Consider the following 22,360-nt stretch of genomic DNA (forward strand, 5'->3'; position numbering starts at 1 on the left):
GACGCGGACTCCGGCGGTTCGGGCACCCGGCGGGAGCGCCGGGCCGCGGAGCGCGCGCAGGCCAAGAAGGGCAAGAAGGGGCCGCGTCGCTGACGCAGTCCCGGTTGGCTGTCTGATGTAGACGGTTGAGAGCGGCGGTACGGGCAGTGGCTCGTACCGCCGCTCTTTTCGTGCGGCGAGTACACAGTGGACTCGATGAGTCCTCGGCACTGGCGAAGCCGGTAGCGCCGCGGAGACCCGCGCCGATTACATCCAGGACATCTGTCCTGAACTCCCGGACAGCTGTACTGGTTGATCAAGCGGCGGGTGGGCGGCCGGGTCCCCGTCGAAGCGCCTTGCCTTGCTGCTCGAATCCGTTCCTGGGCGCGAGCACGTGAAACCGGGTGCAGACCCATCCCGCCCGGCCTCGCTCGAACCGCGCTGCCAGTGCCAGCACGCGCGGCCCAGCGGCTACCACCGCACTCACTTCCAGAGCGGTCTGCGTGGGCTGGCACATGTGCAGGTCTCGTGCGACGCGGTGGTGGATCCCCCGCGTCAGCTGCTGGCTGGCCAGCCGGGCGAACAGTGCCTCATCCACCAATGGCCGGATCTGTCCGGCGGCTCGCCATCCCGCCAGCACTTCGAGGATCGCATTGATCCGCTGAATCAGGTGCTTTTCCTCTGGCGGAGCGGTGAGCCGAAGGAGCCGATGGCCCGCGCGCGGCAGCTCGTCCGGCGACGGCCGGGCAGTGCGTTTGTGCTTTCGGCGCACCGTGCCCGGCGCGGCGGCCAGTGCATGAAGGTCGTGGTTCGTCATGGGTTCCCTCCCCGAAACGTGGACGTGCCACTCGGGAGGATGGTGCTGGCCGGCTGCGAGGATTTGGACAAGAGCGGCACGATCCGGCGAAAACCCCAGAACGGTGCAGACAGGATCTGCAGGATGCGCTATGCGTATTGCCCAACGGAAACCAGCTAGCCTGGCCGAGTGCTGAAGGGCTTGCTAGTCGACTACGCCGGAGTGCTCACCGACCCGGACGCCGGTCGCCTGTACGAGTACCTGCACGACCTCCGCACCGCCGGTACTCGCACCGCGTTGGTCTCGAACGCTCCGGGTGCGCCCGCCGGGGTGAAAACCGAGCTGTCGCACTATTTCGACGCGCTCGTCTTCTCCGGCGAAGTGGGCATGGCCAAGCCGAATCGCGGGATTTACCTCGTCGCGGCAGAGCGGCTCGGCGTCGCGGCGCCCAGCTGCGCCTTCGTGGACGACGCCGAACGAAACGTCCGCGGTGCGGTCGCCGCGGGGATGGTCGGCGTGCACCATCGCAGCGTCGCGGACACCCTGGACGAACTGGCCGTCCTGTTCAGCTGATTCCGCGCCGTACCAGTTCGAACGACAGCACGGCGGCGGCGGCGGAGACGTTCAGCGATTCGACGTCCCCAGGCATCGGGATCGAAAGCCACTCGGTGACCAGTTCCGCGACCGCCGAGCCGACGCCCTCGGTTTCGCCGCCCAGGACGAACGCGGAGCGCTGCGGCAGGTCGACCTCGAACACCGACGTCGTCGCCGAGGCGCCCAGCGCGTACAGGCTGTACCCAGCCTCCACCAGCATCTCCGCCGCTTCCCGGGCCGAGCCGCAGCGCAGCACCGGCGCGCGGAACGCGACTCCGGCGGACGCCTTCACCACCATCGGATCCAGCGCAGCGACCCCTCGGCGCGGCACGATCACGCCGGACAGCCCGGCCGCGGTCGCGGTGCGCAGGATCATGCCGACGTTGGCCGGCGTCGTGATGCCGTCGAGCAGCAGCACCCGGGCCGGCGGGCGACGATCGTCCAGTGCCGCGGCGAGAGTGCGCATCCGGGGCGCGACGACGTCGGCGAGGACGCCTTGGTCCTGTTTTCCGTTGCCCGCCAACACCTTTACCCGGTGCTCGCTGGCTCGCTGCACCGGCACGCCAGCCGCCTTCGCGGCGCGCTGGATCTCCGCGGCGGCGGGGCCGCGCGCGGTGTCGGCGAGGATCACCTTGTCCACGCGCAAGGCCGAATCGCCCAGCGCCTCCAGCACCGGCTTGCGCCCGTAGACTGTCAGGAAGCGGTCCTTCGGCGAATCCGCCAGCTCATCACCCACACCGGTCAGTCTCGCATTGTGTAAGGATCGGCCCATGCCCGACCGCCTGTCCGCGCTGGACGCCTCGTTCCTGTACGTCGAGGAGCAGACGACGCCGATGCACGTCGGGGGAGTGGCGATCTTCGAACGGCCGTCGTCCGGCTTCACCTACGAGCAGGTGCTCGACCTCGTCGGCACGCGGCTGGCGTTCCTGCCCCGCTACCGTCAGCGCGTCCTGCCCGTCCCCGGGCACCTCGCCCGGCCGGTGTGGGTGGACGACGTCGACTTCGACCTCAACTACCACGTCCGCCGCTCCGCGCTGCCGCAGCCGGGCAGCGACGAGCAGCTGTTCGACCTGGTCGCGCGGCTGATGTCGCGACGGCTCGCGCCGGAACGGCCGCTCTGGGAGGCTTACTTCGTCGAGGGTCTGGCCGGTGACCGGGTCGCGATGGTGACGAAGACCCACCAGTCCGTCGTGGACGGCGTCGGCACGATCGACCTCGGCCAGCTCATCCTCGACGAGGCGCCGGAGCCGCCGGAGCCGTTCGAGGACGCCTGGAACGCGCGGCGCGAACCCAGCCGGACGCAGCTGGTGCTCGACGCGATGAGCGAGACCGTGCAACGGCCCAGCGAGCTGGTGGAGAACGTGCGCTCGATCGCCGGCGACGCGTTCGCCACGGTGAGCAAGGCAGTCGAAACACTCGGTGGCGTCGCAGCCGCGATGGCCCGCCCGGCACCGGCCGGACCGTTGAACGTCCGGGTGTCCGGCGGCCGGGTGTTCTCGGTGGTGCGGACCCGGCTGGAGGACTTCCGCAAGATCCGCGCGGACCACGGCGGCACTGTCAACGACGTGATCGTCGCCGCGATCGCCGGTGCGCTACGGGAATGGCTGCTTTCGCGCGGGGAGAACCTCGCGCCGACGGCGACCGTCCGCGCGCTGGTGCCGCTGGCGGTGCACGACGTCGAAACCGCGGAGTTCGCGACGCCGACGCTGGTCGGCAACCAGGTCGACGCGTACCTGGTGGACCTGCCGGTCGGCGAGCCGAGCGCGGTGCTGCGGCTGCAGCACATCAGCCATGCGATGACCGAGCACCTGAACTCGGGAAGATCGGTGGCCGCCCGCGGGTTGCTGAAGGTGAGCGGCTTCGCGCCGGCGACGCTGCATTCACTGGGCGCGCGGGCGGGCGGGTCGCTGTCCGGCCGGATTTTCAACGTGATGATCACGAATTCGCCGGGGCCGCAGGTGCCGATGTATGCGGGGGAGGCAAGACTGGTGGAGATGTTCCCGGTGATGCCGCTGATGCGCACGCAAGCGCTGGCGATCGGGGTCACCTCCTACCACGGCGGCGTCTACTTCGGACTCAACGGCGACCGCAAGGCCGCGTTCGACGTCGGGCTGCTGGGCGGGATGATCGAAGAAGCGTTGGAAGAGCTGAAGGGTGCGCACTGGTGAGGGTCTATCTGCCTGCGACGATAGCGATGCTGCGGGACCTGGAGCGCAACGGCGAGTTCCGCGCCCGCAGCGGAACGGCTTTCGCGCTGACGCCCGCACTGCGCGAGGCGTACGCGAGCGGTTCGGACGAAGAGCTGGAGTACGCGGCGCTGCTGGACGCGGCGCGCGCCTCGCTGCGGCTGATCGCGGCTGAGGAAAAGGGCGAATGGCGGCGGGCGGTCGTCTCGGCCGACGTCGAGGACGCGACTCTCCGTCCCGACCTGGACGCGGCGGTCGTGCGGCTGGCCGGTCCGGTCCCGGCGGCGCTGATCGCGGCGATCCACGTGGACGCGGCGGAGGCGGAGGACGCGGTCGCCGCGGCGGCCGCGGTGATCGACGCGGCGGACCTCGGCGACGAGGACGCCGAGTTCGCGCTGGGCGACGCGGAAGACCACGAACTGGCTTGGTACGGCCTGCAGGAACTGCCGTTCCTGCTGGAACTGCTCTGACCGGCGGGGCCTCACCCGGCCCCGAAAGTCCCGATCTCGTCCGAGTTCGGCGCGCCGACGGAGACCGGGGCTCCCCAGTCGGTGTACCGGGCTTTGACCACCGAAACCCCGCCGCCGACGGCCTTCGCCACCGGCGACAGGTCCAGCACCAGTTGCATCGGCCGGTGCCGCGCGTCCAGCCACAGGTCGAGCGGCACGGTCACGCCCTGCTTGCCCAGCCGGGTCAGCGCCTCGCCCGGCACTCCGGCGGACAGTTCCGCTCCGAGCTTCGTCAAATCGACCGTCAGCCGGTAGTGCTCCGCGGCCGCGCCGTCCAGCTGTGTTTCGTCGCTGGAGGAAACCACTCCGGCGGTCCGGGCCTGCGCCACGGTGTAGGCCGGGTCGTTCTGTTCGGCCAGCTGCAGCAAGCTGCCGCCCATTACCTGGGAGAACGAATCCTGGCCGTCGGCCGAGATCCGCACCCAGGCCCGATGCCCGCTGACCTGGTCTCGGGCCGCTTCCGGGACCTTCGCGTACAGCGTCCGGTCGGCCAGCCGGAGTTCCAGCGGCTCGCCGACGTAGTCCGTCGTCATGGACAACGACGTCCCGCCCTGACCGAACTGGGCCTGGCCCTGGCCGCGCGACACGGTCGTGCCGGTGGTGACTTCGGTGCTGAACTTCGCGGTGTGCCCGGCCAGGGTGGCCGCGGTGACCGCGTCGGCCAGCGCCCGCGCGTCGGTGAACCGGTCCGGTGCGCTAGAGCAGCCACCTGCCGCGACTGCCAGCAAAGCGACTCCCGCCAAGACCGTCCCGCGCATCCCGAAACCCTCTCCGACCGGCTGAAAACCAGCCAAAGCCAAGCACAACGAACGGGTCCGCCTCGTTCGGGGGAACGCGGGCTACCGGCAGTAGCGCGAAAAAAACGGGCCCCGAGCCGAAGCGGCCCGGGGCCCGGAAGGACCGGCGAGGATCAGTGCCCGCCCATCTTCTTCTTCATGATCTCGCTGAAGTCGGCGACCTGGTCGGCCGGCGGAGCCGCGACGTCGACCGGCTTGCCCCAGTCGGTGTACTTGATGGTGATGTTGCCCGCGGCGGCCTGCTGCGCGGCCGCGCCGCCCATGCTCTTCAGGAACTCGGATTCGTCCATGGTGACCTGCAGCGGCAGCTGGTCCAGGTCCGTCCAGATCTCGGCCGGGATCTTGATGTCCTTGCCCTGCATGGTCTTCTTCATCTCGGCCTGCACTTCGGCCGGCATGTCCTTGACGAACTCTTCGATGGACTTGCTGACGTCCAGCTCGACCTTGTAGTGGAAGGTCGGCTGGCCGTTGAGGTCGGCCTTGTCGGCGCTGATGATCCGGCCGGTCTTCGCGACCCGGTCGAGCAGCTGCGTCGGGTCGCTCTGCGACGCCGACTGGGTCATCATCTTGCCGAGCATCTGCGACATCGGGTCGGTGCCGTCCGCCGAGATCTTCAGCCACTGCTTGTCGGTGCCGTACTGCTGGGCCATCCCGGCCGGGACCTTCATGTACATCGTCTTGTCGACGAAGCGCACCTCGGTGTTGCCGGCGGCGCCCGCGGACATGGTCATCGCCATGGCCGAGTTCTCGCCGTCCAGCCGCATCGCGCCGTCGACCTTCATGGTCTGCCCGTTGGCGGACGTCTCCATGGTCATCTTGACCGACTTGGCCTTCTGCGTGCCCTGCTTGGCCGCGTCGGCCAGCTTGAGCGCGTCGCTGAACGGCGAGGCGGAGCCGCCGTTCTTGTCCGGGGCCGCCTGGCCGGCCGGAGCGGCGGTGCCGTTCTCCGCCGCCGAGCCGCAGCCGGTCAGCACGAGCGCCAGTGCCGCACCGGCGGCGACAGCGAACGTCGTGGTCTTGCGCATGGGTCTTTCCCCCTAGAAAGGTCGGTCTCGTACCCGCGTTGTGCCGCCGGTCGCGATCCGGCGTGCGGTCCAGTGGCAGGGTGACTTCGAGAGATCGTTCCTCTGACGCCGTTCCGCGGAAAAAGGTTCCCGTCGCGGAGCGGGTTTTTCCGGTTCGTCCTGCCGCACTGCCTATCGGCAGCGGGTGCCGGAGGTTACCGAATCCAGATCACGGTTTGGTACTGCTTTTGCCCGCTGCCGGAGGAGTTCCGCCGGACGCATGCCGCAGCGCCGCCCGGCCGGGGCCGATGATCACGGTTCGGCGCGGATCTCCCCATTGCCCGTCTTCTCCCCGCCGCCCCCGCGCGACACCAGCAGCCTGCGCAGCGACGTCAGCCGCTCGGCGCTGGCCTTTCCGGCGGAGACCACCTCGTCCAGCGCGCAGTCCGGGTCCTCCGGCGCGCCGAGGTGGCCGCAGTTCGGCGGGCATTCCTCGGCGGCTTCGGCGAACTCCTCGAAAGCGTCCACGATGTCGTCCGCGGTGACGTGAGCCAGCCCGAACGACCGGACTCCGGGGGTGTCCACCACCCAGCCTCCGCCGGGCAGCGGCAGCGGCAGCGCGACCGCGGCCACCGACGTGTGCCGTCCCTTGCCGACCGCGCTGACGTCGCCGGTCGCCAGCTCCGCCGCGGGCACCAGCCGGTTGACCAAAGTCGACTTGCCGACTCCGGAGTGCCCGACGAGAGCGGTGACCCGGCCGTCGAGTCGTTCGCGCAGGCCCTCGGGCTCCTCGTCGTGCCTGCTGACGACGGCCGGGACGTCCAGGCCCGCGTATCCGGCGAGCAGCGCCTCGGGACTGGCCAGGTCGGATTTCGTCAGGCAGAGCACCGGTTCCAGGCCGCCCGCGTAGCAGGCGACCAGACAGCGGTCGATGAACCCGGGACGGGGCGGCGGGTCGGCCAGCGACGTGACGATCAGCAGCTGCGCCGCGTTCGCGACCACCACCCGCTCGAACGGGTCGGTGTCGTCGGCGGTGCGGCGCAGCACACTGGAGCGGTCGTCCACGCGGACGATCCGGGCGAGCGTGTCCGGCCGGCCGGACACGTCGCCGACCAGCGCGACCATGTCTCCGACCACCACCGACACCCGGCCCATCTCGCGGGCCCGCATGGCGGTCACCACCCGGTCCGGGTCGGCGTCGACCGCGCACGTCCAGCGCCCGCGGTCCTTGCCGATCACCATCGCGGTGACCGCGTCGGCGTGCTCGGGCCTGCGCTTGCTGCGCGGCCTGGAGCCCTTGCCGGGGCGGACCCGAACGTCGGATTCGTCCAGCCGTCTCCAGTCGCCTCGCGCCAAACCGCCCACGTCCTCCCGGTCGCCCGTGCCCGTCGTCCTTGCCTGGTCGAATGATCCCATGCCGCTCGCGCGGGTCCCGGTTCGCGTGCGACGATGGCCAGCGAGGCACCGGTGAGGAGGTTGGCATGTGCGGCCGTTACGCCGCGACGAAGGACCCGGCGAAGCTGGTCGAGGAGTTCGCCGCGGTCGACCTGACCGAAGGCCGGGCGCGGGTGGACCACAACGTCGCGCCGACCAAGAACGTCATCACCGTCGTGCAGCGGCACCCGCGCGACGCCGAGGGGCTCGTGCTCGAAGACGAACCGGCCGAGCGGTCGCTGCGGATCATGCGGTGGGGTCTCGTGCCGTTCTGGGCCAAGGACCCGTCAGTCGGCTCGAGGATGATCAACACCCGGGCGGAAACCGCGAAGGAGAAGCCCGCGTTCAAGCGCGCGCTCGCGTCGCGGCGCTGCCTGGTGCCCGCGGACGGCTGGTTCGAGTGGCGGCGCACCGGCACCGAGAAGGAGCCGTTCTATCTGACGGATCCTTCTGGCGCGTCGCTCGCGTTCGGGGGGATCTGGGAAAGCTGGCGGCCGAAGGACGACGCCGACGCCGCGCCGCTGATCACCTTCTCGATCATCACCACCGATGCCCAGGGACAGGTCGCCGAGATCCACGACCGGATGCCGCTGGTCGTACCGCGCGACAACTGGGCGGGCTGGCTCGACCCGGATCGCTCCGAGGTGGACGAACTGCTGGTGCCGGCTCCGCCCGCGGTGGTCGAATCGCTGGAGCTGCGGCCGGTGTCGAAACTGGTGAACAACGTCCGCAACAACGGACCGGAATTGCTGCGGCGCGCGGAAGCCGAGCAATCCGTCGACGCGTTGTTCGACGCGCCATGACCACCCTGGAGATCGACACGGAGTACGGCCCGGCCCGGGTCGAGCTGCATTGTGCTCCGGAGGGAGACGCGGTGCTGCTGCTCGGCCATGGCGCCGGCGGCGGGATCGGGGCGAAGGACCTGGTGGCGGTCGCCCACGCGGCCACCGAGGCCGGGGTGCACGTGGCGTTGGTGGAACAGCCGTACCGGGTGGCCGGCCGGCGCGCGCCCGCTCCGGCGAAACAGCTGGATGCGGCATGGCTGGCGGTGGCGGACGAGGTGTCGGCTCGGTTCGACGACTTGCCGCTGGTGTTCGGCGGCCGCTCGTCCGGGGCGCGGGTGGCGTGCCGGACGGCTGCGGCCGGGCAGGCGGTAGCGGTGTTGTGCCTGGCTTTTCCGGAACACCCGCCGGGCCGTCCGGAGAAAACCAGGCAAGCGGAGCTGGACGCGGTGGAGGTGCCCGCGCTGGTGATCCAAGGGGAGCGGGACCCGTTCGGCCGTCCGACGCCGGCCCCGCACCACGAGATCGTGGTGGTCGCCGGGGACCACTCGCTGTCGGCGGATCTGGACTCGGTGGCCCGGGCGGCGGCGGAGTGGCTGGGAAGGATCGTACGGCCGCATTTGTGACGGCTGTGGATAGGCTCGACCGGAATCACTGCTGGTCAGCGCGCTTTTTGCGGAGTTGTCCACAAGTTGTCGAGCCTGTGGGCAACTGTCGTGAACCGCCACGTGGCGCGCCTCGTTCGTGCCATGGTGGAGCGCATGACGTCCACCGAAGCAGGCGAGCTCGTTCCCAACGACTATGACACCTTCGGCGAGGCTTACGCGGTCGAGAACGAACGCAGCCTCATCAACGCCTACTACACCCGTCCGGCGATCCTCGACCTCATGGGCGACGTAAAGGACCGGAGAATTCTCGACGCCGGGTGCGGTGCCGGGCCGTTGTCCGCCCAGCTGCGCGACCGGGGCGCGGTCGTGTCCGGGTTTGACTTCAGCGCCACGATGGTGGACCTGGCCCGCAAGCGGCTCGGCGCGGACGCGGACCTGCGGATCGCCGACCTCAGCCAGCCGCTGCCGTACCAGGACCAGTCGTTCGACGACGTCATCGCGGCTTTGGTGCTGCACTACCTGGAGGACTGGGCCGCGCCGCTGGCCGAACTGCACCGGGTCCTGCGGCCGGGCGGACGACTGGTGCTGGCCGTCAACCATCCGCACATCTACAAGTACGTTCGCCCGGAGGGCAACTATTTCGGCATCGAGAAATGGGCCGAGGAGTACACCTTCAACGGCAAGAATGCCGTCCTCGAATACTGGCATCGGCCGCTGCGCGCGATGACCGCCGCGTTCACCGACGCCGGCTTCCGCATCGCCGTCGTCGACGAACCGTATCCGGCACCGGGCGCGCGCGAGCGGTTTCCCGAAGAATTCGGGGAGAAGGAAGCGTTTCTCTGCTTCCTCTTCTTCGTGCTGGAAGCCGCTTAGCGCCTGTGTCGCATGGTGCGGTCGCCTACTGCCGACCTGCTCCGGAGGCAGGTTTGATCGGCCGTCGGGGAAGGGAAGGGCCCCTTGAGGGACTCAGATTCCCTCAAGGGGCCCTTCACGGACGAGGTCCGCGCCCTGTCACCTGCACCAAACGAGACACGCTCTTAGCCGGCCGCGATCGGCGCGATCACCGCACCGGTGAGCCGCACCAGTTCGGCCGGGTCCAGTTCGACCTCCAGGCCACGCCGTCCACCCGAGCAGAACATCGTCGGGAAACCCGACGCCGAACTGTCCACCACCACCGGCAGCCGGCTGCGGTGGCCCAGCGGCGAGATTCCGCCCAGCACGTAACCGGTCGCGCGCTGCGCGGCGGCCGGATCGGCCATCTTGGCTTTCTTGCCGCCGGCGGCCGCGGCGAGGGCCTTCAAGTCCAGCTGGCCGGTGACCGGCACCACGCCGACCACGAGCTTGCCGTCGACGTCCGCGACCAGGGTCTTGAACACCCGCGCCGCGTCGAGTCCGAGGGCTTCCACCGCTTCGAGTCCGAATGACTCGGCGCGCGGGTCGTGGTCGTAGGTGTGCACGGTGTGCGCCACTTTCTGCTTCTGCAGCAGCGCCGTCGCCGGAGTGCCTTTGCCCGCCATGGCGCGAGTCTAGGCAACCGCCGGGGAATGCTTGGACGGCACGTTCTGTTGAAGACACCGTGAACACCACGCTCGCTACTCCCCGATCCGGCAGGAGCCGTCCCAGGACCGGCTTGCCGAACCCGCGCGTAAACTCGGTGCTGCCGTATGCGCACAAGCGCATCGACGCCGAACGGGAAGGGAACGGTTTGCCGAGCACCCCCAACTCCGCGCCGGAAACGGCGGCCGACGACCTGGAGCTCGCCGAGCGCTTCGAGCGCGACGCGATGCCCCTGCTCGACCAGCTCTACGCGGCCGCCATGCGGATGACCCGTAACCCGTCCGACGCCGAGGACCTGGTCCAGGAGACCTACCTGAAGGCGTACGCGGCGTTCGCGTCCTTCAAGGCGGGCACGAACCTCAAGGCGTGGATGTACCGCATCCTCACCAACACCTACATCAACGGCTACCGCAAACGCCAGCGGCAGCCGGTGCAGCAGCCGACGGACGAGATCACCGACTGGCAGGTCGCCCGGGCGGAAAGCCACACCTCGAGCGGCCTGCGCTCGGCCGAGGTCGAGGCGATGGACAACCTGCCCGACACCGACGTCAAGGCGGCCCTGCAGAAGCTGCCCGAGGAGTTCCGGCTCGCGGTCTACCTCGCCGACGTCGAGGGCTTCGCGTACAAGGAGATCGCCGAGATCATGGACACTCCGATCGGCACAGTGATGTCCAGGCTGCACCGCGGCCGCGCCCAGCTGCGCGACCTGCTGGCCGACGTCGCGCGCGAGCGCGGCTTCATCCGGGGGAACCGCGAGGAGGTGGCGAAACGATGAGCGCGGAAGACGTGCCCGCGGAGAAGATGCCCTGCGAGGACGCGCTCGCCGAGATCTACCTGCTGCTGGACCGCGAATGCAGTCCAGAACGCGACGCGGAGCTGCGCCGGCACATCGACGACTGCCCGCCGTGCCTCGAGGAGTACGGCATCGACGAGCAGATCAAGCACCTGCTCGCCCGCAAGTGCGGCGGCGACCTCGCCCCGGCGGAGCTGAAGAGCCGGCTGCGCGCGTCGATCCGGCAGACCGTGGCCAGCCAAGGGGGCATCACGGTGGAACGCACCGAGATCACCTTCGAGCAGCGCACCACCAGCGACTGACCAGACGACGACGGCCCCCATACCGAATCGGTGCGGGGGCCGTGCCGTGTCCAGGCGCGGACTCAGGCGTTGGGCTTCTTGCCGTGGTTGGCGCCGTTCTTCTTGCGGTCGCGACGCTTGCGGGCGCGCTTCGACATGTTCTTCTCCTCGGTGTGCGCTGAGTGGCCCGGGGCCGGGGTTCGACACACCGGCCGGGCACGGGTCAACCGTTCAAGTGTGGCATGCGGGTCGCGGCACCTCGGCGGCACCCGCCGCTGCGCTCTGGTTGGATGAACACAGGAGGTGCTCAGGGATGAATCACACCGCACGCGAGGGCGGCCGGTAGCCGTGTCCACGCTCGCTGATCTCCTCGCCGAAAACACCGGCTTGCCTGGTGAAGCGGCCGACCATCTGCAGACCGTCGTCGCGGAATGGCAGCTGCTCGCCGACCTCTCGTTCGCCGATTTCCTGCTCTGGGTCCCGGTCTCCGCGGAGCACCACCCGGACGGCGGAGATTTCGTCTGCGTCGCGCACGCGCGGCCCACCACCGCGCCCACCGCGCACCCCGAGGACGTCGTCGGGACCCGGTTCACCGTGGAAGAGCACCCGCAGCTGGCCAAGGCCATGCGCGAGGTGAAAATCTGCCGTGAGGAAGACCCGCACTGGTACCGCGACCTGCCGATGCGCCGCGAAGCCGTGCCGGTGAGCTTCGGCGGCGAGGTGATCGCGGTGCTGAGCCGCGAGACCAACCTGGCCGCGCCGCGGGTGCCGAGCCCGCTGGAGATCGCGTATCTGGGCAGCGCCGGCGACCTGTGCCAGATGATCGTCGACGGCACCTTCCCGCCGCCCGGAGGCAACCAGGCCGACACGCACACCAGCCCGCGCGTCGGCGACGGCCTGATCCGGCTCGACCCGGCCGGCACGGTCGTGTTCGCCAGCCCGAACGGGCTGTCCGCCTACCACCGGATGGGCCACGAATCGGACCTGGTCGGTCAGCGGTTGGCCCCGCTGACCCGGTCGCTGATCCGCGACCCGTTCGACGCCACCGAGGTGTCGCACCGGATCATCGAAGCTCTCGACGGCAAGCCGTCGGCCCGCACCGAGGCCGACTCGAAGCGCGGCGCGGTGGTGCTGTTCCGCGCACTGCCGCTGCGCCCGGCCGGACAGCCGGCCGGTGCGTTGGTGCTGGTCCGCGACGTCACCGAGGTGAAGCGCCGGGATCGCGCGCTGCTGTCGAAGGACGCGACGATCCGCGAGATCCACCACCGGGTCAAGAACAACCTGCAGACCGTCGCCGCGCTGCTGCGGCTGCAGTCGCGGCGGACCACGAGCGAGGAAGCCCGGCTGGCGCTGGGCGAATCGGTACGCCGGGTGTCGTCGATCGCGATGGTGCACGAGGCGCTGTCGATCTCCGTGGACGAGCGAGTGGACCTGGACAAGCTCCTCGACAACGTGCTGCCGATGGTCGGCGAGGTCGCCACCGCGGAATCGAAAGTCGGGCTCACCCGCAAGGGCTCGTTCGGCGTGGTGGTGGCCGAGATCGCGACGCCGCTGGTGATGGTGCTGGCCGAGCTGGTGCAGAACGCCATCGAGCACGCGTTCCCGCAGGGCAGACCGGGCAAGGTCGAGCTCATCGTGGAACGGTCGGCTCGCTGGCTGGACGTGCTGATCCGCGACAACGGCCGGGGACTGCCGTCCGGGTTCTCGCTGGAACGCAGCGACGGGCTGGGCTTGCAGATCGTCCGGACGCTGGTGGAATCGGAACTGCGCGGGTCGCTGTCACTGCGGAAGGTGCGCACCGACGAGGCGGGCAACCGGGTGCCGGGCACCGAGGCGGCGCTGCGGATCCCGTTGTCACGCCGGCTCTGATCGCATAATCCGGAGACGGGTCCGCTGCGCCGGGCTACGGTTCGGCGCATGCCAGAACTTCACTGGCGTCCGCTCACGAAAGCGGACGCCCAGTCGTCGGCGGATCTGCTCAACGCGATCGAAACCGTCGACCGGATCGGCGGCACCCGGCTCGTCTCGGAGGGGATCGAAGGGGCGAAGAAGGTGCACGCGCTGCACCATCCGACGCGGAAACTCGCCGTGGACATCCACCAGGCGGAAAAGATCAGCAGAGCTCTTTCGTGCGCACGGGTTCGCGCCCGCCCGCTATTTCCAGCGGATCACGCATCCGCTCGGCGGGGCCACCGCGCCGATTCCGGACGGCTTCGCGACCGAGCGGTGGTCGGCGGAGAACGCCGACGATTTCCGGCTCGTCCGGAATGAGTCCTTTCTGGACCATTGGGGCGCGACGCCGGTGTCGGCGGAGGCGTCGGGGAACAAGTTCGCCAACCACGCCATGCAGCCGGAGATCAGTTTTCTGCTGCGGGACAAGGCAACTGGTGGCGCGGCGAGTCTCGTGCTGACGCGGTCCTGGGAAGCCGACACCGAGACGACCGGGATCCGCGACGCGCATTTCATGGTCGTCGGAACTCGTCCCGCTTATCGGAATCACGGACTCGGCAGTGCCGCGATCGGATGCGCGCGGCCGGCGAACACGGATCCGGCCAAGCCAGCGCGTCGGTCGATTCGGCGTGCGCGCAGGGAGCGCCGAGGATTTTAGAACGAGGCGGATTCAGCGGGAGCGAGCGTTATGTGCGGTGGGCGCTGAACGTCTGAGCTGGAACGTCCAGGAAGGGAACTCGCGGGAATCAGAACCTTCGAAGCTCCCTTCCCGGACACACGGAAGACAGTGGGCACGATGAAGGGCCGGTACCAGATGGAGCGGTACCGGCCCGTTCAACGTTCCGCGGGAGGACTTGAGTAGTCCGGGGCGAGGCGGCACCCGGGTGCAGGGTGGCCGACCTCGGTTGTTACGCTCAAACCGGGTAGATGTCGCCATGTGCGGCACGGACACGGCAGTGTCCGCCGGGCGAGAGTCCGGTTCGAGTGGTGGTGCTGTTGAGCGTGGGTGGTGCAGCTGAGCCGTAAAGGCTCAGGCGGTGGTACGCGTGCCGATGTGCGTACGGCGGCGCTTGAGCGCGCGTCGCTCGTCTTCGCTCATTCCGCCCCAGACGCCGGCGTCCTGGCCGCTGGCCAGAGCCCAGGCCAGGCAGTCGGAAGCTGCGGGGCAGCGGTGGCACACGGCCTTCGCCTCGGAGACCTGCAACAGAGCCGGACCGCTGGTTCCCACCGGGAAGAACAGCTCGGGGTCCTCGTCTCGGCAGGCCGCGTCGTGGCGCCAGTCCATGTTCGTGAGCTCCTTCACAGTGACGCGGGAGGGCCGCGCCACAGTAGTGGCGGTCGTGTTTTTGGGTGCTTGTGAATGCTTTCACGAAGCACCGCGTTCGACAAGGGTTTCGCCAAGATCGGTGAGTCAGCTCACCCGGCCGAGCTATGCCTCTGACCTGCGGTTTCATTCTGAAACGACCCGCTCGCCGGAAGGCTGATGCGGTGAACGGAGGGTTTGCGTCGCCGAGCGGCAAGCGACACTTTGCCGCGGGCGATCAGTGGTCGACTGGTCACACGACTACGGTGAGTGCATCCGGGACGCTCTGGAACTCGACCCGGGTGCGTTGCCCGACGAGGTCGCCGTCGACCTGGAAGTTGACCGGTTCAGCTGCGTCGATGCGGATCAGAGGCACATCGTCGCGACGGAGCAGACGCCGGCCATGCTGATCACTGTCGGTGAGGAGAGCTTGCCGTACATGCTTGAACACGGTGGGCAAGCGAAGACCGTTCAACGCGAACAGGCCCAATCCGGTCTCGAGCGAGCAGCCGGAGTTGAGATGGACCGGACGTTCCCCGAGGTAAGTCCACGGATCGGTGTTCGACACGAACGCCGTCACCGCCTGGGCCGGTTCCTCGCCCGGGATCCGCACGGTCAGCGCGGGCCGGCCCAGCGGGGGCCGGAAGTAGGAGCGCACCGCGGCGCGCAGATAGAGGCTGGCGCTGGTCTGTTTGCCTCGCCGCTTCGCGACCCGGCCGACGACGTCGGCGTCCCAGCCGAGCCCGGCGTTGAAGGTGAACCAGTGCCCGTCGGCCAGTCCGAGCCCGATCCGGCGGGTACGTTCGGTCTCGAGCGCGGTGAGCAGCTGGTGGGTCGCTTCGACCGGGTCGCCCGGCAGCCCGACCGCGCGCGCGAACACATTGGCGGATCCGCCAGGCACGACGCCCAGCATCGGGATCGAGCCGCAACTTCCCGGTGCGCCGTCGGAATCGGCGAGCAGACCGTTGACGACCTCGTTGACGGTGCCGTCGCCGCCGTGCGCCACGACTAGGTCGAAGCCGTCCCGCGCGGCGGAACGGGCCACCGCGAGCGCGTGGCCGCGGTAGTCGGTTTCGACGACGTCGAGCTTCACCTGGCTGGCCAGCGCGTGCGCCAGCACGTCCCGGCCACCCGCGGTGGTCGAGGTGGCCTGGGGGTTCACGACGAGGATGGCACGCACTACCGCAGAGTAAGTGGTTTTCGCCCGGCGGGCGTACCTCCTGCGCCACAAGGTGACGCGAAGCTCAGCGCGGTCCCTGGCCCGGTGACCTCGGCAACGACCTTGTCGACCTGTGCCGGGCGGCCCTCCTCTGCAGACGGCGAAACTCCGCTCGTCGTTGACAAGTGCACCCGGGCCGACCGCCCGCTCATCCACGACAAGGTCGATTTTCCCGGGCTCCGCCGCCGCGCGAAAACGGCCGACCGGGTGGCATACGATCGGTAGTGCTCACGCACGGTCACTCGCCCTGGTCGGGTGGCTGTGCTCCCGCAAAGCACCTGGATCCGCACCGCCACTTGCACCCGCATCACCGGAACCCGCACCGCACCTAAACCCGCACCCGCAGAACCTGAACCCGCACCGCATCTGAAGGGCCGCCTCCCGTGTCGCACCCCGAAACCCCGCCGCCCACTCCGATCGAGGTCCGCCTGGCCGGCGTCCTGACCGGCTTGCCCGGCGTGGGGCTGCTGGTCTTCGGCGTGGCGCTGCTGGTGCATGGGCTGTCGAACCCGCCGATTCCGGGCAACAACGTGTGGGCGGAGTTCGGTACCTACGCGGTGCTCGCGGTGGTCTTCCTGGCCGCGTCGGTGGGCCTGCTGCTGGGCCAGGTGTGGGCGCGCTCGCCGGGAGTGGTCGTCGCGCTGCTGCTGGTCGGCGTGGGCTGGTACTTGCTCGGCCCGTCCGGTCAGCCGCTGTGGGGCGTGCCGATCGGCCTGTGCGGCGTGGCTGCGCTGGTGCTGCTGTTCCGCCGCCCGGCGCGGGCCTGGGCTCTCGGGATGCACGAGGACGAGACCGAGGAAGAGGCCGCGGAGCGCGGCGGTCTCGCCGGCCGGCGCGCCGAGCGGGAGCGGCGCGAGCGCGACTGACCGCTGAGGTTCGCCCCCCGGTTGCCCCCGCCCCGACCGCCCCAATGCCACATTGGGTGCATCTAACGCACCGAATGCCACATTGGGTGCGTCGGATGCAGCGAATGCCACATTGGGGTGGCCGGGTGGGGTAGCTCCCGGGGCTCAGGCTTGCTTGGCGAGGGTTTTGAGCGGATCGTCGGTCAGCCGGTACACGGACCATTCGTCCTGCGGCAGCGCGCCGAGCGCCCGGTAGAACCCGACTGCCGGGTTCCAGTTCAGCACCGACCATTCCAGGCGGTGGTAGCCCTTGTCGACGCATTCCGCCGCCAGCGTCGCCAGCAAGACCTTGCCCAGGCCCGAGCCGCGCTGTTCCTCGCGGACGTACAGGTCCTCCAGGTAGATCCCGTGCGTTCCGCGCCAGGTCGAGAAGTTCAAGAACCACAAGGTGAATCCGGCGACCTGGCCGTCCACCTCGGCCACGTGGCCGAACAGTGCCGGGGCTTCGCCGAACAGCGCGGAGTGCAGCTGTTCGGTCGTCAGGTGGCATTCCTGCGGCGCGCGTTCGTATTCGGCCAGCGCGTAGACCAGCTCGACGACGGCTTCGACGTCGTCCGGCCGGATCCGCCGGACGCGGGGGTCGGTCACGTCATCCCTCCAACGCGGGCAGCAGGTTCAGGTGTTCGATCTGCGGTTCGCCGCGCTCGTCGCCGAGCACCGCGAGGCCGGCCGGGTCGAGTCCGAAGTGGACACCCGCGGTGCCGGGCAGGCCGAGCCAGCGCGCGACGAGCACACGGCTGAAATGCCCGTGTCCCACCAGGACCACGTCGCCGTTCTCGATCTCGCGGCGGGCTCGGTCGAGCACCTTGTCCGCGCGGGCCTGGACGTCCGCCACGCTTTCGCCGCCGGGGACCGGGCGGGTCCACACCGTCCAGTCCGGGACGGTTTCGCGGATGGTCGCGGTGGTGATGCCTTCGTAGTCGCCGTAGTCCCATTCGGCGAGTTCGTCGGCGACCTCGTCCACGCGCAGCCCGGCGAGTTCCGCCGTGCGCAGCGCTCGGGTGCGCGGGCTGGACAGCACCAGCCCGGGACCGCCGAGCAGGGTGCGCAGGGTGCCGCCCGCCGCGCGTGCCTGTTCCTCGCCGGCCGGGGTCAGCGGGATGTCGGTGCGTCCGGTGTGCCTGCCGTTCGACGACCATTCGGTCTGGCCGTGCCGGAGGAGAAAGAGCCGATGTGCCACGCGGCCGAATATAGCCGGGGCGGGTTTGCCCGGCAGGTCCGTCGTATGCTTGGCTACTCGTGAGTAACTTCACCTGGGAGGTGCTGATGGGTTCGCCCTCGACGTACGCGCTGTGGCGCAAGCTGGTCGCCAAACCCGGCGGCAAGCAGCTGTTTTCCGCCGCCATGTGCCTGCGGGTGCCCTACTTCGGCACCGTCTTGCCGAGTGTTCGCGAGCTGCGGCCCGGTCACTGCACGGTCGCCGCGCCGAAGTGGTGGGGTGTCCACAACCACATTCGCACCTTCCACGCGATCGCTGCCTGCAACCTGGCCGAAATCGCGATGGGAATGCTGGCCGAGGCCACTGTGCCGGACACGCACCGCTGGCTGCCCAAGGGCATGGAAGTGAGTTACGTCGCGAAGGCCGAGACCGGGCTGCGGGCGATCGCGGAACTGCCCGAGCTGCCCGAGTTCGGCGACGCCGGATTCGATCTTCCGGTTCCGGTGCGGATCGTGGACAAGGCCGGCACCGAAGTGGTGACCGCGACGATCACGGTGTGGGTCACCCCCCGGAAAGCGGCCTGACCGGCAAATCCGGCACCGCGAGCTGCCCCGGTCGGGTGAAACTTAACACCGTTTACTGGGCAAACGCGAATACTGTTCGCCTTGACCTTGTCAGGGCGCGCGGCACCGGGCCAGCATGCTCCGATGCCCCTCAACCGCCGCCGATTCCTCGGCCTCGCCGCGCTGAACTCCGCCGCGGCCCTCGGACTGACCAGCATTTCGACGGCGAGCGCCCGCGCTGCCACCTCGGTGCCCCTGCCCGACTTTTCGCCCGCGGTGGTGATCGGCACCGGGTACGGCGCGGCGGTCACCGCGCTGCGGCTCGGTGAGGCGGGAGTGCCCACGCTGATGCTCGAAATGGGCCAGTTGTGGAACGAGCCCGGCCCGGACGGCAAGGTCTTCTGCGACATGCTGAAGCCCGACCAGCGTTCGATGTGGTTCAAGAAGCGCACCGAGGCCCCGCTCGCGTCGTTCCTGTGGCTGGACATCGCCAACCACGACATCAACCGGTACGCGGGCGTGCTGGACCGGGTGAACTACGGCGACATGTCGGTGTACGTCGGCCGCGGCGTCGGCGGCGGCTCGCTCGTGAACGGCGCGATGGCGGTGCAGCCGAAGCGTTCGTACTTCGAAGAAATCCTGCCGCGGGTGGACGCCGACGAGATGTACGGCAAGTACTACCCGCGCGCCAACGCCGGCCTTGGCGTGAACCACATCGACCCGGAGTGGTTCGAGACCTGCAAGTCCTACCAGTTCGCCCGCGTCTCCCGGAAAGCCGCGCGGAAGGCCGGCCTGACCACCACTTTCGTGCCCAGTGTGTACGACTTCGAGTACCTGAAGAAGGAGGAAGCCGGCACCGTCGAGCGTTCCGCGCTCGCGTCCGAGGTGATCTACGGGAACAACCACGGCAAGCGTTCGCTGGACAAGAGCTACCTCGCCGCCGCGCTCGGCACCGGGCACGTCACCATCCAGACGCTGCACGAGGTCCGCGAGATCATCCAGCAGCCGGACGGCACTTACACGCTGGCCGTGCGCCAGTCCGACGCGCTGGGCAACGTGCTCGCGACCAAGCACGTGAACACCAAGCACCTGTTCCTCGGCGCGGGCAGCCTCGGCTCCACCGAGCTGCTGCTGCGCGCCCGCGAAACCGGCCGCCTGCCGAAGCTGAACGACGAGGTCGGCCAGGGCTGGGGCACCAACGGCAACGTGATGCTCGGCCGCGCCAACCACGTCTGGGACACCACCGGCAGCCTGCAGTCCGGGATGCCCGCACTGGGCATCGACGACTGGGACAACCCGACGAACCCGGTGTTCGCCGAGATCGCGCCGGTGCCCGCCGGGCTGGAGACCTGGGTGAGCCTGTACCTGGCGATCACGAAGAACCCGGAACGCGGCCACTTCACCTACGACGCCGCCTCGGATTCGGCGAAGCTGCAGTGGACCGCCGACCAGGGCCAGCCGTCGATCGACGCGGCGAAAGCGCTGTTCGACCGGATCAACAAGGCGAACGCCACGATCTACCGCTACGACCTTTTCGGCGACACCCGGCCGTTCGAGAACCGGTTCACCTACCACCCGCTCGGCGGTCTGGTGCTGGGCAAGGCGACTGACGACTACGGCCGGGTGAAGGGATATCAGAACCTGTACGTGACCGACGGCTCGCTGATCCCCGGCAGCACCGGCGTGAACCCGTTCGTGACGATCACCGCGCTGGCCGAGCGCAATGTCGAACGGGTCATCGCCGAGGACGGCGTGCGCGCTTAGCGGTGCGCCGAGCGCAGCTTTTCGTAGTGCGCCACGCAGTCCTCGTAACGCGGCAGCAGGCCCTGGTCGAGTGCTTCGGCCAGGGTCGGCGCCGCACTGTCCTTTTCGGACACGATCGGAGTCAGTCCGGCCGGCCAGGGCAGGTCGAGCGCCGGGTCGAGCGGGCTGATCCCGTGCTCGCCGCCGGGGTTGTAGGGCTCCGAGCAGAGATAGGCCATCGCGGTGTCGTCCTCCAGCGCGATGAAGGAGTGCCCGATCCCCTCGGCCACGTACACCGAGCGGAACCCGGCCGAATCGAGCCGCACCGCGTCCCATTCGCCGAAGGTCGGCGAGCCGACCCGCAGGTCCACGACTACGTCGAGCAGCGCGCCGGACGGGCAGTAGACGTACTTCGCCTGCCCGGGCGGGGTGTCCGCGAAGTGCACGCCGCGAATGGTGCCCGCGCGGGAAACGCTGTGGTTCGTCTGCGCGACGCGCATCGGGTGCCCGGTCGCCCGGACGAAGACCTCTTCCTGCAACGGCGCTACGAACAGCCCGCGCTCGTCCGGGAAGAGGCGCGGGACGAACTCGAACGTGTCGGCGACCTTGAGCGGGCGAAAGTCCATGAGGCTCACCTTATCGAGCAGATTTCCGGAGGTTCGCGGGAACTGCTTACGAAACCGGACGGACGTCTTGGGAATGGCGAATCTGTGACATGAGCCGCACCGAGGGGTCGGCGGCGGCAGGGGGCCTGTCATGATTGACAGACCGCAGCGTCCGCAGCCATCGCCACACCCCACGGATCGGATGGCCGCTGAGACGTTTCGCCGACAGGCCGGCGCTACCGCGCTGGGCTGCCGTACGGAGGACGAGTTCCCACCCGGGACGGGCACGCCTTCGCCCGTTGACCAGGTGGTCCCCCGCTCGCAGTCCCAGGAGTACCTTCGATGACCCAGACCCATCCGCCCGTTTCCGGCATCCCTACGACAGGAACACCGATGCCCCACCAGGCCAGCAGCGCAGCGGCCGTGACCGACGCCGAGATCTTCGCCGGGCACGAGGGCGGCAAGCTCTCGGTGGCCGCCACGCGGCCGATCTCCGACCCGCGCGACCTTTCGATCGCCTACACGCCCGGGGTGGCGAAGGTGAGCCGCGCGATCGCCGAGGACGCGGCCAAGGCGAAGCGCTACACCTGGGCGGACCGGCTGGTGGCAGTGGTCAGCGACGGCACCGCAGTCCTCGGGCTCGGGGACATCGGCGCGAGCGCTTCGCTGCCGGTCATGGAGGGCAAGTCGGTGCTCTTCAAGACCTTCGGCGGCCTGGACTCGATCCCGCTGGTGCTGGACACCACGGACGTGGACGAGATCGTCGAGACGCTGGTCCGGCTGCGCCCGTCGTTCGGCGCGGTGAACCTCGAAGACATCTCCGCGCCGCGCTGCTTCGAGCTGGAGGACAAGCTCAAGCAGGCGCTGGACTGCCCGGTCATGCACGACGACCAGCACGGCACCGCGATCGTCACGCTCGCCGCGCTGCGCGGCGCGAACCTGGTGCTGGACCGCGACATCGCCGGCGAGCGCGTGGTCGTGTCCGGGGCCGGCGCGGCGGGGGTGGCCTGCGCGAAGATCCTGCTCGCGGCGGGCGTCGCGGACGTGACGGTGCTCGACTCGCGCGGCATCGTGCACGCCGGACGCGAGGACCTGAACCCGATCAAGCGCCAGCTGGTGGAAACCACCAACAAGGCGGGCCTGACCGGCGGGCTGGCCGAAGCGCTGCGCGGCGCGGACGTGTTCCTCGGCCTGTCCGGCGCGACGATCGACCCCGACCTGCTGTCCACCATGGCCGACGACTCGATCGTGTTCGCGTTGTCCAACCCGGACCCGGAGGTCCACCCGGACGTCGCCGCCCGGCACGCGGCGATCGTCGCGACCGGCCGGAGCGACTTCCCGAACCAGATCAACAACGTGCTGGCGTTCCCCGGCGTGTTCCGCGGCGCGCTGGACGCGGGCGCGCGGGCGATCACGGAGAACATGAAGCTGGCGGCCGCGGACGCGATCGTCGCGGTGGCTTCGGACGACCTCGGGCGGGACCGGATCGTGCCGAGTCCGCTGGACCCGCGGGTCGCGCCGGAGGTGGCGGAGGCGGTGGCCAAGGCCGCGGTCTCGGACGGCGTCGTCGGCTGAGCAGCTGATCTTGGAAAG

At 69.5% G+C, this 22,360-nt stretch carries 26 protein-coding genes; 14 read left to right on the forward strand and 12 right to left on the reverse strand.

Annotated features, from left to right (window positions below; genetic code table 11):
* Positions 1–295: 295 nt before the first annotated feature.
* A complete protein-coding gene (locus tag AMYBE_RS0139825) occupies positions 296–796 on the reverse strand; it encodes an Rv3235 family protein (RefSeq protein WP_020664998.1) in 501 nt (166 codons plus the stop codon).
* A 168-nt stretch (positions 797–964) separates the two neighbouring features.
* On the opposite strand from AMYBE_RS0139825, the gene AMYBE_RS0139830 reads away from it, so the two are divergent.
* A complete protein-coding gene (locus tag AMYBE_RS0139830) occupies positions 965–1,348 on the forward strand; it encodes an HAD-IA family hydrolase (protein WP_020664999.1) in 384 nt (127 codons plus the stop codon).
* On the opposite strand, the gene AMYBE_RS0139835 is transcribed toward AMYBE_RS0139830, so the two are convergent.
* Positions 1,341–2,105, reverse strand: a complete 765-nt coding sequence (locus tag AMYBE_RS0139835; protein WP_020665000.1) for a TrmH family RNA methyltransferase — start codon at positions 2,103–2,105, stop codon at positions 1,341–1,343. The two genes, AMYBE_RS0139830 and AMYBE_RS0139835, sit on opposite strands and share 8 nt — an antisense overlap.
* 34 nt (positions 2,106–2,139) lie before the next feature.
* Between AMYBE_RS0139835 and AMYBE_RS0139840 the strand changes: the two genes are divergently transcribed.
* Together AMYBE_RS0139840 and AMYBE_RS0139845 are read left to right on the forward strand one after the other, a co-directional pair.
* A complete protein-coding gene (locus AMYBE_RS0139840; protein WP_020665001.1) occupies positions 2,140–3,537 on the forward strand; it encodes a WS/DGAT/MGAT family O-acyltransferase in 1,398 nt (465 codons plus the stop codon).
* Positions 3,534–4,025, forward strand: coding sequence for a DUF6912 family protein (locus tag AMYBE_RS0139845; RefSeq protein ID WP_027928529.1), 492 nt, complete (start codon positions 3,534–3,536; stop codon positions 4,023–4,025). The genes AMYBE_RS0139840 and AMYBE_RS0139845 overlap by 4 nt, the downstream gene beginning before the upstream one ends.
* Before the next feature lie 11 nt (positions 4,026–4,036).
* On the opposite strand, the gene AMYBE_RS0139850 is transcribed toward AMYBE_RS0139845, so the two are convergent.
* The 3 genes from AMYBE_RS0139850 to rsgA all read right to left on the reverse strand — a co-directional run bounded on the left by AMYBE_RS0139850 (position 4,037) and on the right by rsgA (position 7,221).
* Positions 4,037–4,822 (reverse strand): SCO4651 family lipoprotein, encoded by a 786-nt coding sequence (locus AMYBE_RS0139850; RefSeq protein WP_020665003.1) that lies wholly within the window; start codon positions 4,820–4,822, stop codon positions 4,037–4,039.
* A 152-nt stretch (positions 4,823–4,974) separates the two neighbouring features.
* Complete coding sequence (locus AMYBE_RS0139855) at positions 4,975–5,886, reverse strand: SCO4651 family lipoprotein (protein WP_020665004.1); 912 nt, start codon at positions 5,884–5,886, stop codon at positions 4,975–4,977.
* A gap of 291 nt (positions 5,887–6,177) precedes the next feature.
* Positions 6,178–7,221: a ribosome small subunit-dependent GTPase A gene (rsgA, locus tag AMYBE_RS43140; protein WP_051125052.1), complete on the reverse strand. Its 1,044-nt coding sequence runs from the start codon at positions 7,219–7,221 to the stop codon at positions 6,178–6,180.
* A 125-nt stretch (positions 7,222–7,346) separates the two neighbouring features.
* On the opposite strand from rsgA, the gene AMYBE_RS0139865 reads away from it, so the two are divergent.
* From AMYBE_RS0139865 to AMYBE_RS0139875, 3 genes are all read left to right on the forward strand, one after another.
* Complete coding sequence (locus AMYBE_RS0139865) at positions 7,347–8,102, forward strand: SOS response-associated peptidase (protein WP_020665006.1); 756 nt, start codon at positions 7,347–7,349, stop codon at positions 8,100–8,102.
* Positions 8,099–8,707, forward strand: a complete 609-nt coding sequence (locus AMYBE_RS0139870) for an alpha/beta hydrolase family protein (RefSeq protein ID WP_020665007.1) — start codon at positions 8,099–8,101, stop codon at positions 8,705–8,707. The genes AMYBE_RS0139865 and AMYBE_RS0139870 overlap by 4 nt, the downstream gene beginning before the upstream one ends.
* A 135-nt stretch (positions 8,708–8,842) precedes the next feature.
* Positions 8,843–9,562, forward strand: a complete 720-nt coding sequence (locus AMYBE_RS0139875) for a class I SAM-dependent methyltransferase (protein ID WP_020665008.1) — start codon at positions 8,843–8,845, stop codon at positions 9,560–9,562.
* Positions 9,563–9,726: 164 nt separating this feature from the next.
* On the opposite strand, the gene ybaK is transcribed toward AMYBE_RS0139875, so the two are convergent.
* Positions 9,727–10,206: a Cys-tRNA(Pro) deacylase gene (ybaK, locus tag AMYBE_RS0139880; RefSeq protein WP_020665009.1), complete on the reverse strand. Its 480-nt coding sequence runs from the start codon at positions 10,204–10,206 to the stop codon at positions 9,727–9,729.
* Between the two features lie 188 nt (positions 10,207–10,394).
* Between ybaK and AMYBE_RS0139885 the strand changes: the two genes are divergently transcribed.
* Together AMYBE_RS0139885 and rsrA are read left to right on the forward strand one after the other, a co-directional pair.
* Positions 10,395–11,021: a sigma-70 family RNA polymerase sigma factor gene (locus AMYBE_RS0139885; protein WP_027928530.1), complete on the forward strand. Its 627-nt coding sequence runs from the start codon at positions 10,395–10,397 to the stop codon at positions 11,019–11,021.
* Positions 11,018–11,341, forward strand: coding sequence for a mycothiol system anti-sigma-R factor (rsrA, locus tag AMYBE_RS0139890; protein ID WP_020665011.1), 324 nt, complete (start codon positions 11,018–11,020; stop codon positions 11,339–11,341). The genes AMYBE_RS0139885 and rsrA overlap by 4 nt, the downstream gene beginning before the upstream one ends.
* 62 nt (positions 11,342–11,403) lie before the next feature.
* Here rsrA and AMYBE_RS46985 read toward each other — a convergent pair whose 3' ends face one another.
* On the reverse strand, positions 11,404–11,478 hold the full coding sequence (locus tag AMYBE_RS46985) for a 50S ribosomal protein bL37 (protein WP_098515123.1): 75 nt from the start codon (positions 11,476–11,478) through the stop codon (positions 11,404–11,406).
* 190 nt (positions 11,479–11,668) lie between these two features.
* On the opposite strand from AMYBE_RS46985, the gene AMYBE_RS0139895 reads away from it, so the two are divergent.
* Entirely contained in the window at positions 11,669–13,189 is a 1,521-nt protein-coding gene (locus AMYBE_RS0139895; protein WP_020665012.1) for a sensor histidine kinase, read from the forward strand.
* A 48-nt stretch (positions 13,190–13,237) separates the two neighbouring features.
* Positions 13,238–13,591 carry a hypothetical protein gene (locus AMYBE_RS46555; protein WP_020665013.1) on the forward strand — a complete coding sequence of 118 codons (354 nt, stop codon included), beginning with the start codon at positions 13,238–13,240 and terminating at the stop codon, positions 13,589–13,591.
* A gap of 709 nt (positions 13,592–14,300) precedes the next feature.
* On the opposite strand, the gene AMYBE_RS0139910 is transcribed toward AMYBE_RS46555, so the two are convergent.
* Both AMYBE_RS0139910 and AMYBE_RS0139915 read right to left on the reverse strand, forming a co-directional pair.
* Positions 14,301–14,555, reverse strand: a complete 255-nt coding sequence (locus tag AMYBE_RS0139910) for a WhiB family transcriptional regulator (RefSeq protein WP_009082948.1) — start codon at positions 14,553–14,555, stop codon at positions 14,301–14,303.
* 271 nt (positions 14,556–14,826) lie between these two features.
* Entirely contained in the window at positions 14,827–15,753 is a 927-nt protein-coding gene (locus tag AMYBE_RS0139915) for a diacylglycerol/lipid kinase family protein (protein WP_020665015.1), read from the reverse strand.
* Positions 15,754–16,175: 422 nt separating this feature from the next.
* Here AMYBE_RS0139915 and AMYBE_RS0139920 point away from each other — a divergent pair, with 422 nt between their 5' ends.
* Positions 16,176–16,658, forward strand: coding sequence for a hypothetical protein (locus AMYBE_RS0139920; RefSeq protein WP_020665016.1), 483 nt, complete (start codon positions 16,176–16,178; stop codon positions 16,656–16,658).
* Positions 16,659–16,802: 144 nt separating this feature from the next.
* Here AMYBE_RS0139920 and AMYBE_RS0139925 read toward each other — a convergent pair whose 3' ends face one another.
* Both AMYBE_RS0139925 and AMYBE_RS0139930 read right to left on the reverse strand, forming a co-directional pair.
* Positions 16,803–17,285: a GNAT family N-acetyltransferase gene (locus AMYBE_RS0139925; protein WP_020665017.1), complete on the reverse strand. Its 483-nt coding sequence runs from the start codon at positions 17,283–17,285 to the stop codon at positions 16,803–16,805.
* Position 17,286: 1 nt separating this feature from the next.
* Positions 17,287–17,877: an acid phosphatase gene (locus AMYBE_RS0139930; RefSeq protein ID WP_020665018.1), complete on the reverse strand. Its 591-nt coding sequence runs from the start codon at positions 17,875–17,877 to the stop codon at positions 17,287–17,289.
* Between the two features lie 86 nt (positions 17,878–17,963).
* Between AMYBE_RS0139930 and AMYBE_RS0139935 the strand changes: the two genes are divergently transcribed.
* Both AMYBE_RS0139935 and AMYBE_RS0139940 read left to right on the forward strand, forming a co-directional pair.
* The gene (locus AMYBE_RS0139935; protein WP_020665019.1) at positions 17,964–18,440 is read left to right on the forward strand and encodes a hotdog fold domain-containing protein; all 477 of its coding nucleotides are present in this window, start codon (positions 17,964–17,966) and stop codon (positions 18,438–18,440) included.
* Positions 18,441–18,563: 123 nt separating this feature from the next.
* Positions 18,564–20,183 (forward strand): GMC oxidoreductase, encoded by a 1,620-nt coding sequence (locus AMYBE_RS0139940; protein WP_020665020.1) that lies wholly within the window; start codon positions 18,564–18,566, stop codon positions 20,181–20,183.
* Here AMYBE_RS0139940 and AMYBE_RS0139945 read toward each other — a convergent pair.
* A complete protein-coding gene (locus tag AMYBE_RS0139945) occupies positions 20,180–20,788 on the reverse strand; it encodes a dTDP-4-dehydrorhamnose 3,5-epimerase family protein (RefSeq protein WP_020665021.1) in 609 nt (202 codons plus the stop codon). The genes AMYBE_RS0139940 and AMYBE_RS0139945 overlap by 4 nt on opposite strands.
* Before the next feature lie 372 nt (positions 20,789–21,160).
* Between AMYBE_RS0139945 and AMYBE_RS0139950 the strand changes: the two genes are divergently transcribed.
* Entirely contained in the window at positions 21,161–22,342 is a 1,182-nt protein-coding gene (locus AMYBE_RS0139950; protein WP_020665022.1) for an NAD(P)-dependent malic enzyme, read from the forward strand.
* The last annotated feature ends 18 nt before the right edge of the window (positions 22,343–22,360 follow it).

Origin of the sequence: Amycolatopsis benzoatilytica AK 16/65 (assembly GCF_000383915.1) — a bacterium.
GTDB lineage: Bacteria > Actinomycetota > Actinomycetes > Mycobacteriales > Pseudonocardiaceae > Amycolatopsis > Amycolatopsis benzoatilytica.

Bases quoted from the DNA above. Each gene is read 5' to 3' on its own strand.
- AMYBE_RS0139825 (WP_020664998.1), bottom strand. From the start codon at position 796: ATGACGAACCACGACCTTCATGCACTGGCCGCCGCGCCGGGCACGGTG.
- AMYBE_RS0139840 (WP_020665001.1), top strand. From the start codon at position 2,140: ATGCCCGACCGCCTGTCCGCGCTGGACGCCTCGTTCCTGTACGTCGAG.
- AMYBE_RS0139850 (WP_020665003.1), bottom strand. From the start codon at position 4,822: ATGCGCGGGACGGTCTTGGCGGGAGTCGCTTTGCTGGCAGTCGCGGCA.
- AMYBE_RS0139855 (WP_020665004.1), bottom strand. From the start codon at position 5,886: ATGCGCAAGACCACGACGTTCGCTGTCGCCGCCGGTGCGGCACTGGCG.
- AMYBE_RS0139865 (WP_020665006.1), top strand. From the start codon at position 7,347: ATGTGCGGCCGTTACGCCGCGACGAAGGACCCGGCGAAGCTGGTCGAG.
- AMYBE_RS0139870 (WP_020665007.1), top strand. From the start codon at position 8,099: ATGACCACCCTGGAGATCGACACGGAGTACGGCCCGGCCCGGGTCGAG.
- AMYBE_RS0139875 (WP_020665008.1), top strand. From the start codon at position 8,843: ATGACGTCCACCGAAGCAGGCGAGCTCGTTCCCAACGACTATGACACC.
- ybaK (WP_020665009.1), bottom strand. From the start codon at position 10,206: ATGGCGGGCAAAGGCACTCCGGCGACGGCGCTGCTGCAGAAGCAGAAA.
- rsrA (WP_020665011.1), top strand. From the start codon at position 11,018: ATGAGCGCGGAAGACGTGCCCGCGGAGAAGATGCCCTGCGAGGACGCG.
- AMYBE_RS46555 (WP_020665013.1), top strand. From the start codon at position 13,238: ATGCCAGAACTTCACTGGCGTCCGCTCACGAAAGCGGACGCCCAGTCG.
- AMYBE_RS0139910 (WP_009082948.1), bottom strand. From the start codon at position 14,555: ATGGACTGGCGCCACGACGCGGCCTGCCGAGACGAGGACCCCGAGCTG.
- AMYBE_RS0139935 (WP_020665019.1), top strand. From the start codon at position 17,964: ATGGGTTCGCCCTCGACGTACGCGCTGTGGCGCAAGCTGGTCGCCAAA.
- AMYBE_RS0139940 (WP_020665020.1), top strand. From the start codon at position 18,564: ATGCCCCTCAACCGCCGCCGATTCCTCGGCCTCGCCGCGCTGAACTCC.
- AMYBE_RS0139945 (WP_020665021.1), bottom strand. From the start codon at position 20,788: ATGGACTTTCGCCCGCTCAAGGTCGCCGACACGTTCGAGTTCGTCCCG.
- AMYBE_RS0139950 (WP_020665022.1), top strand. From the start codon at position 21,161: ATGCCCCACCAGGCCAGCAGCGCAGCGGCCGTGACCGACGCCGAGATC.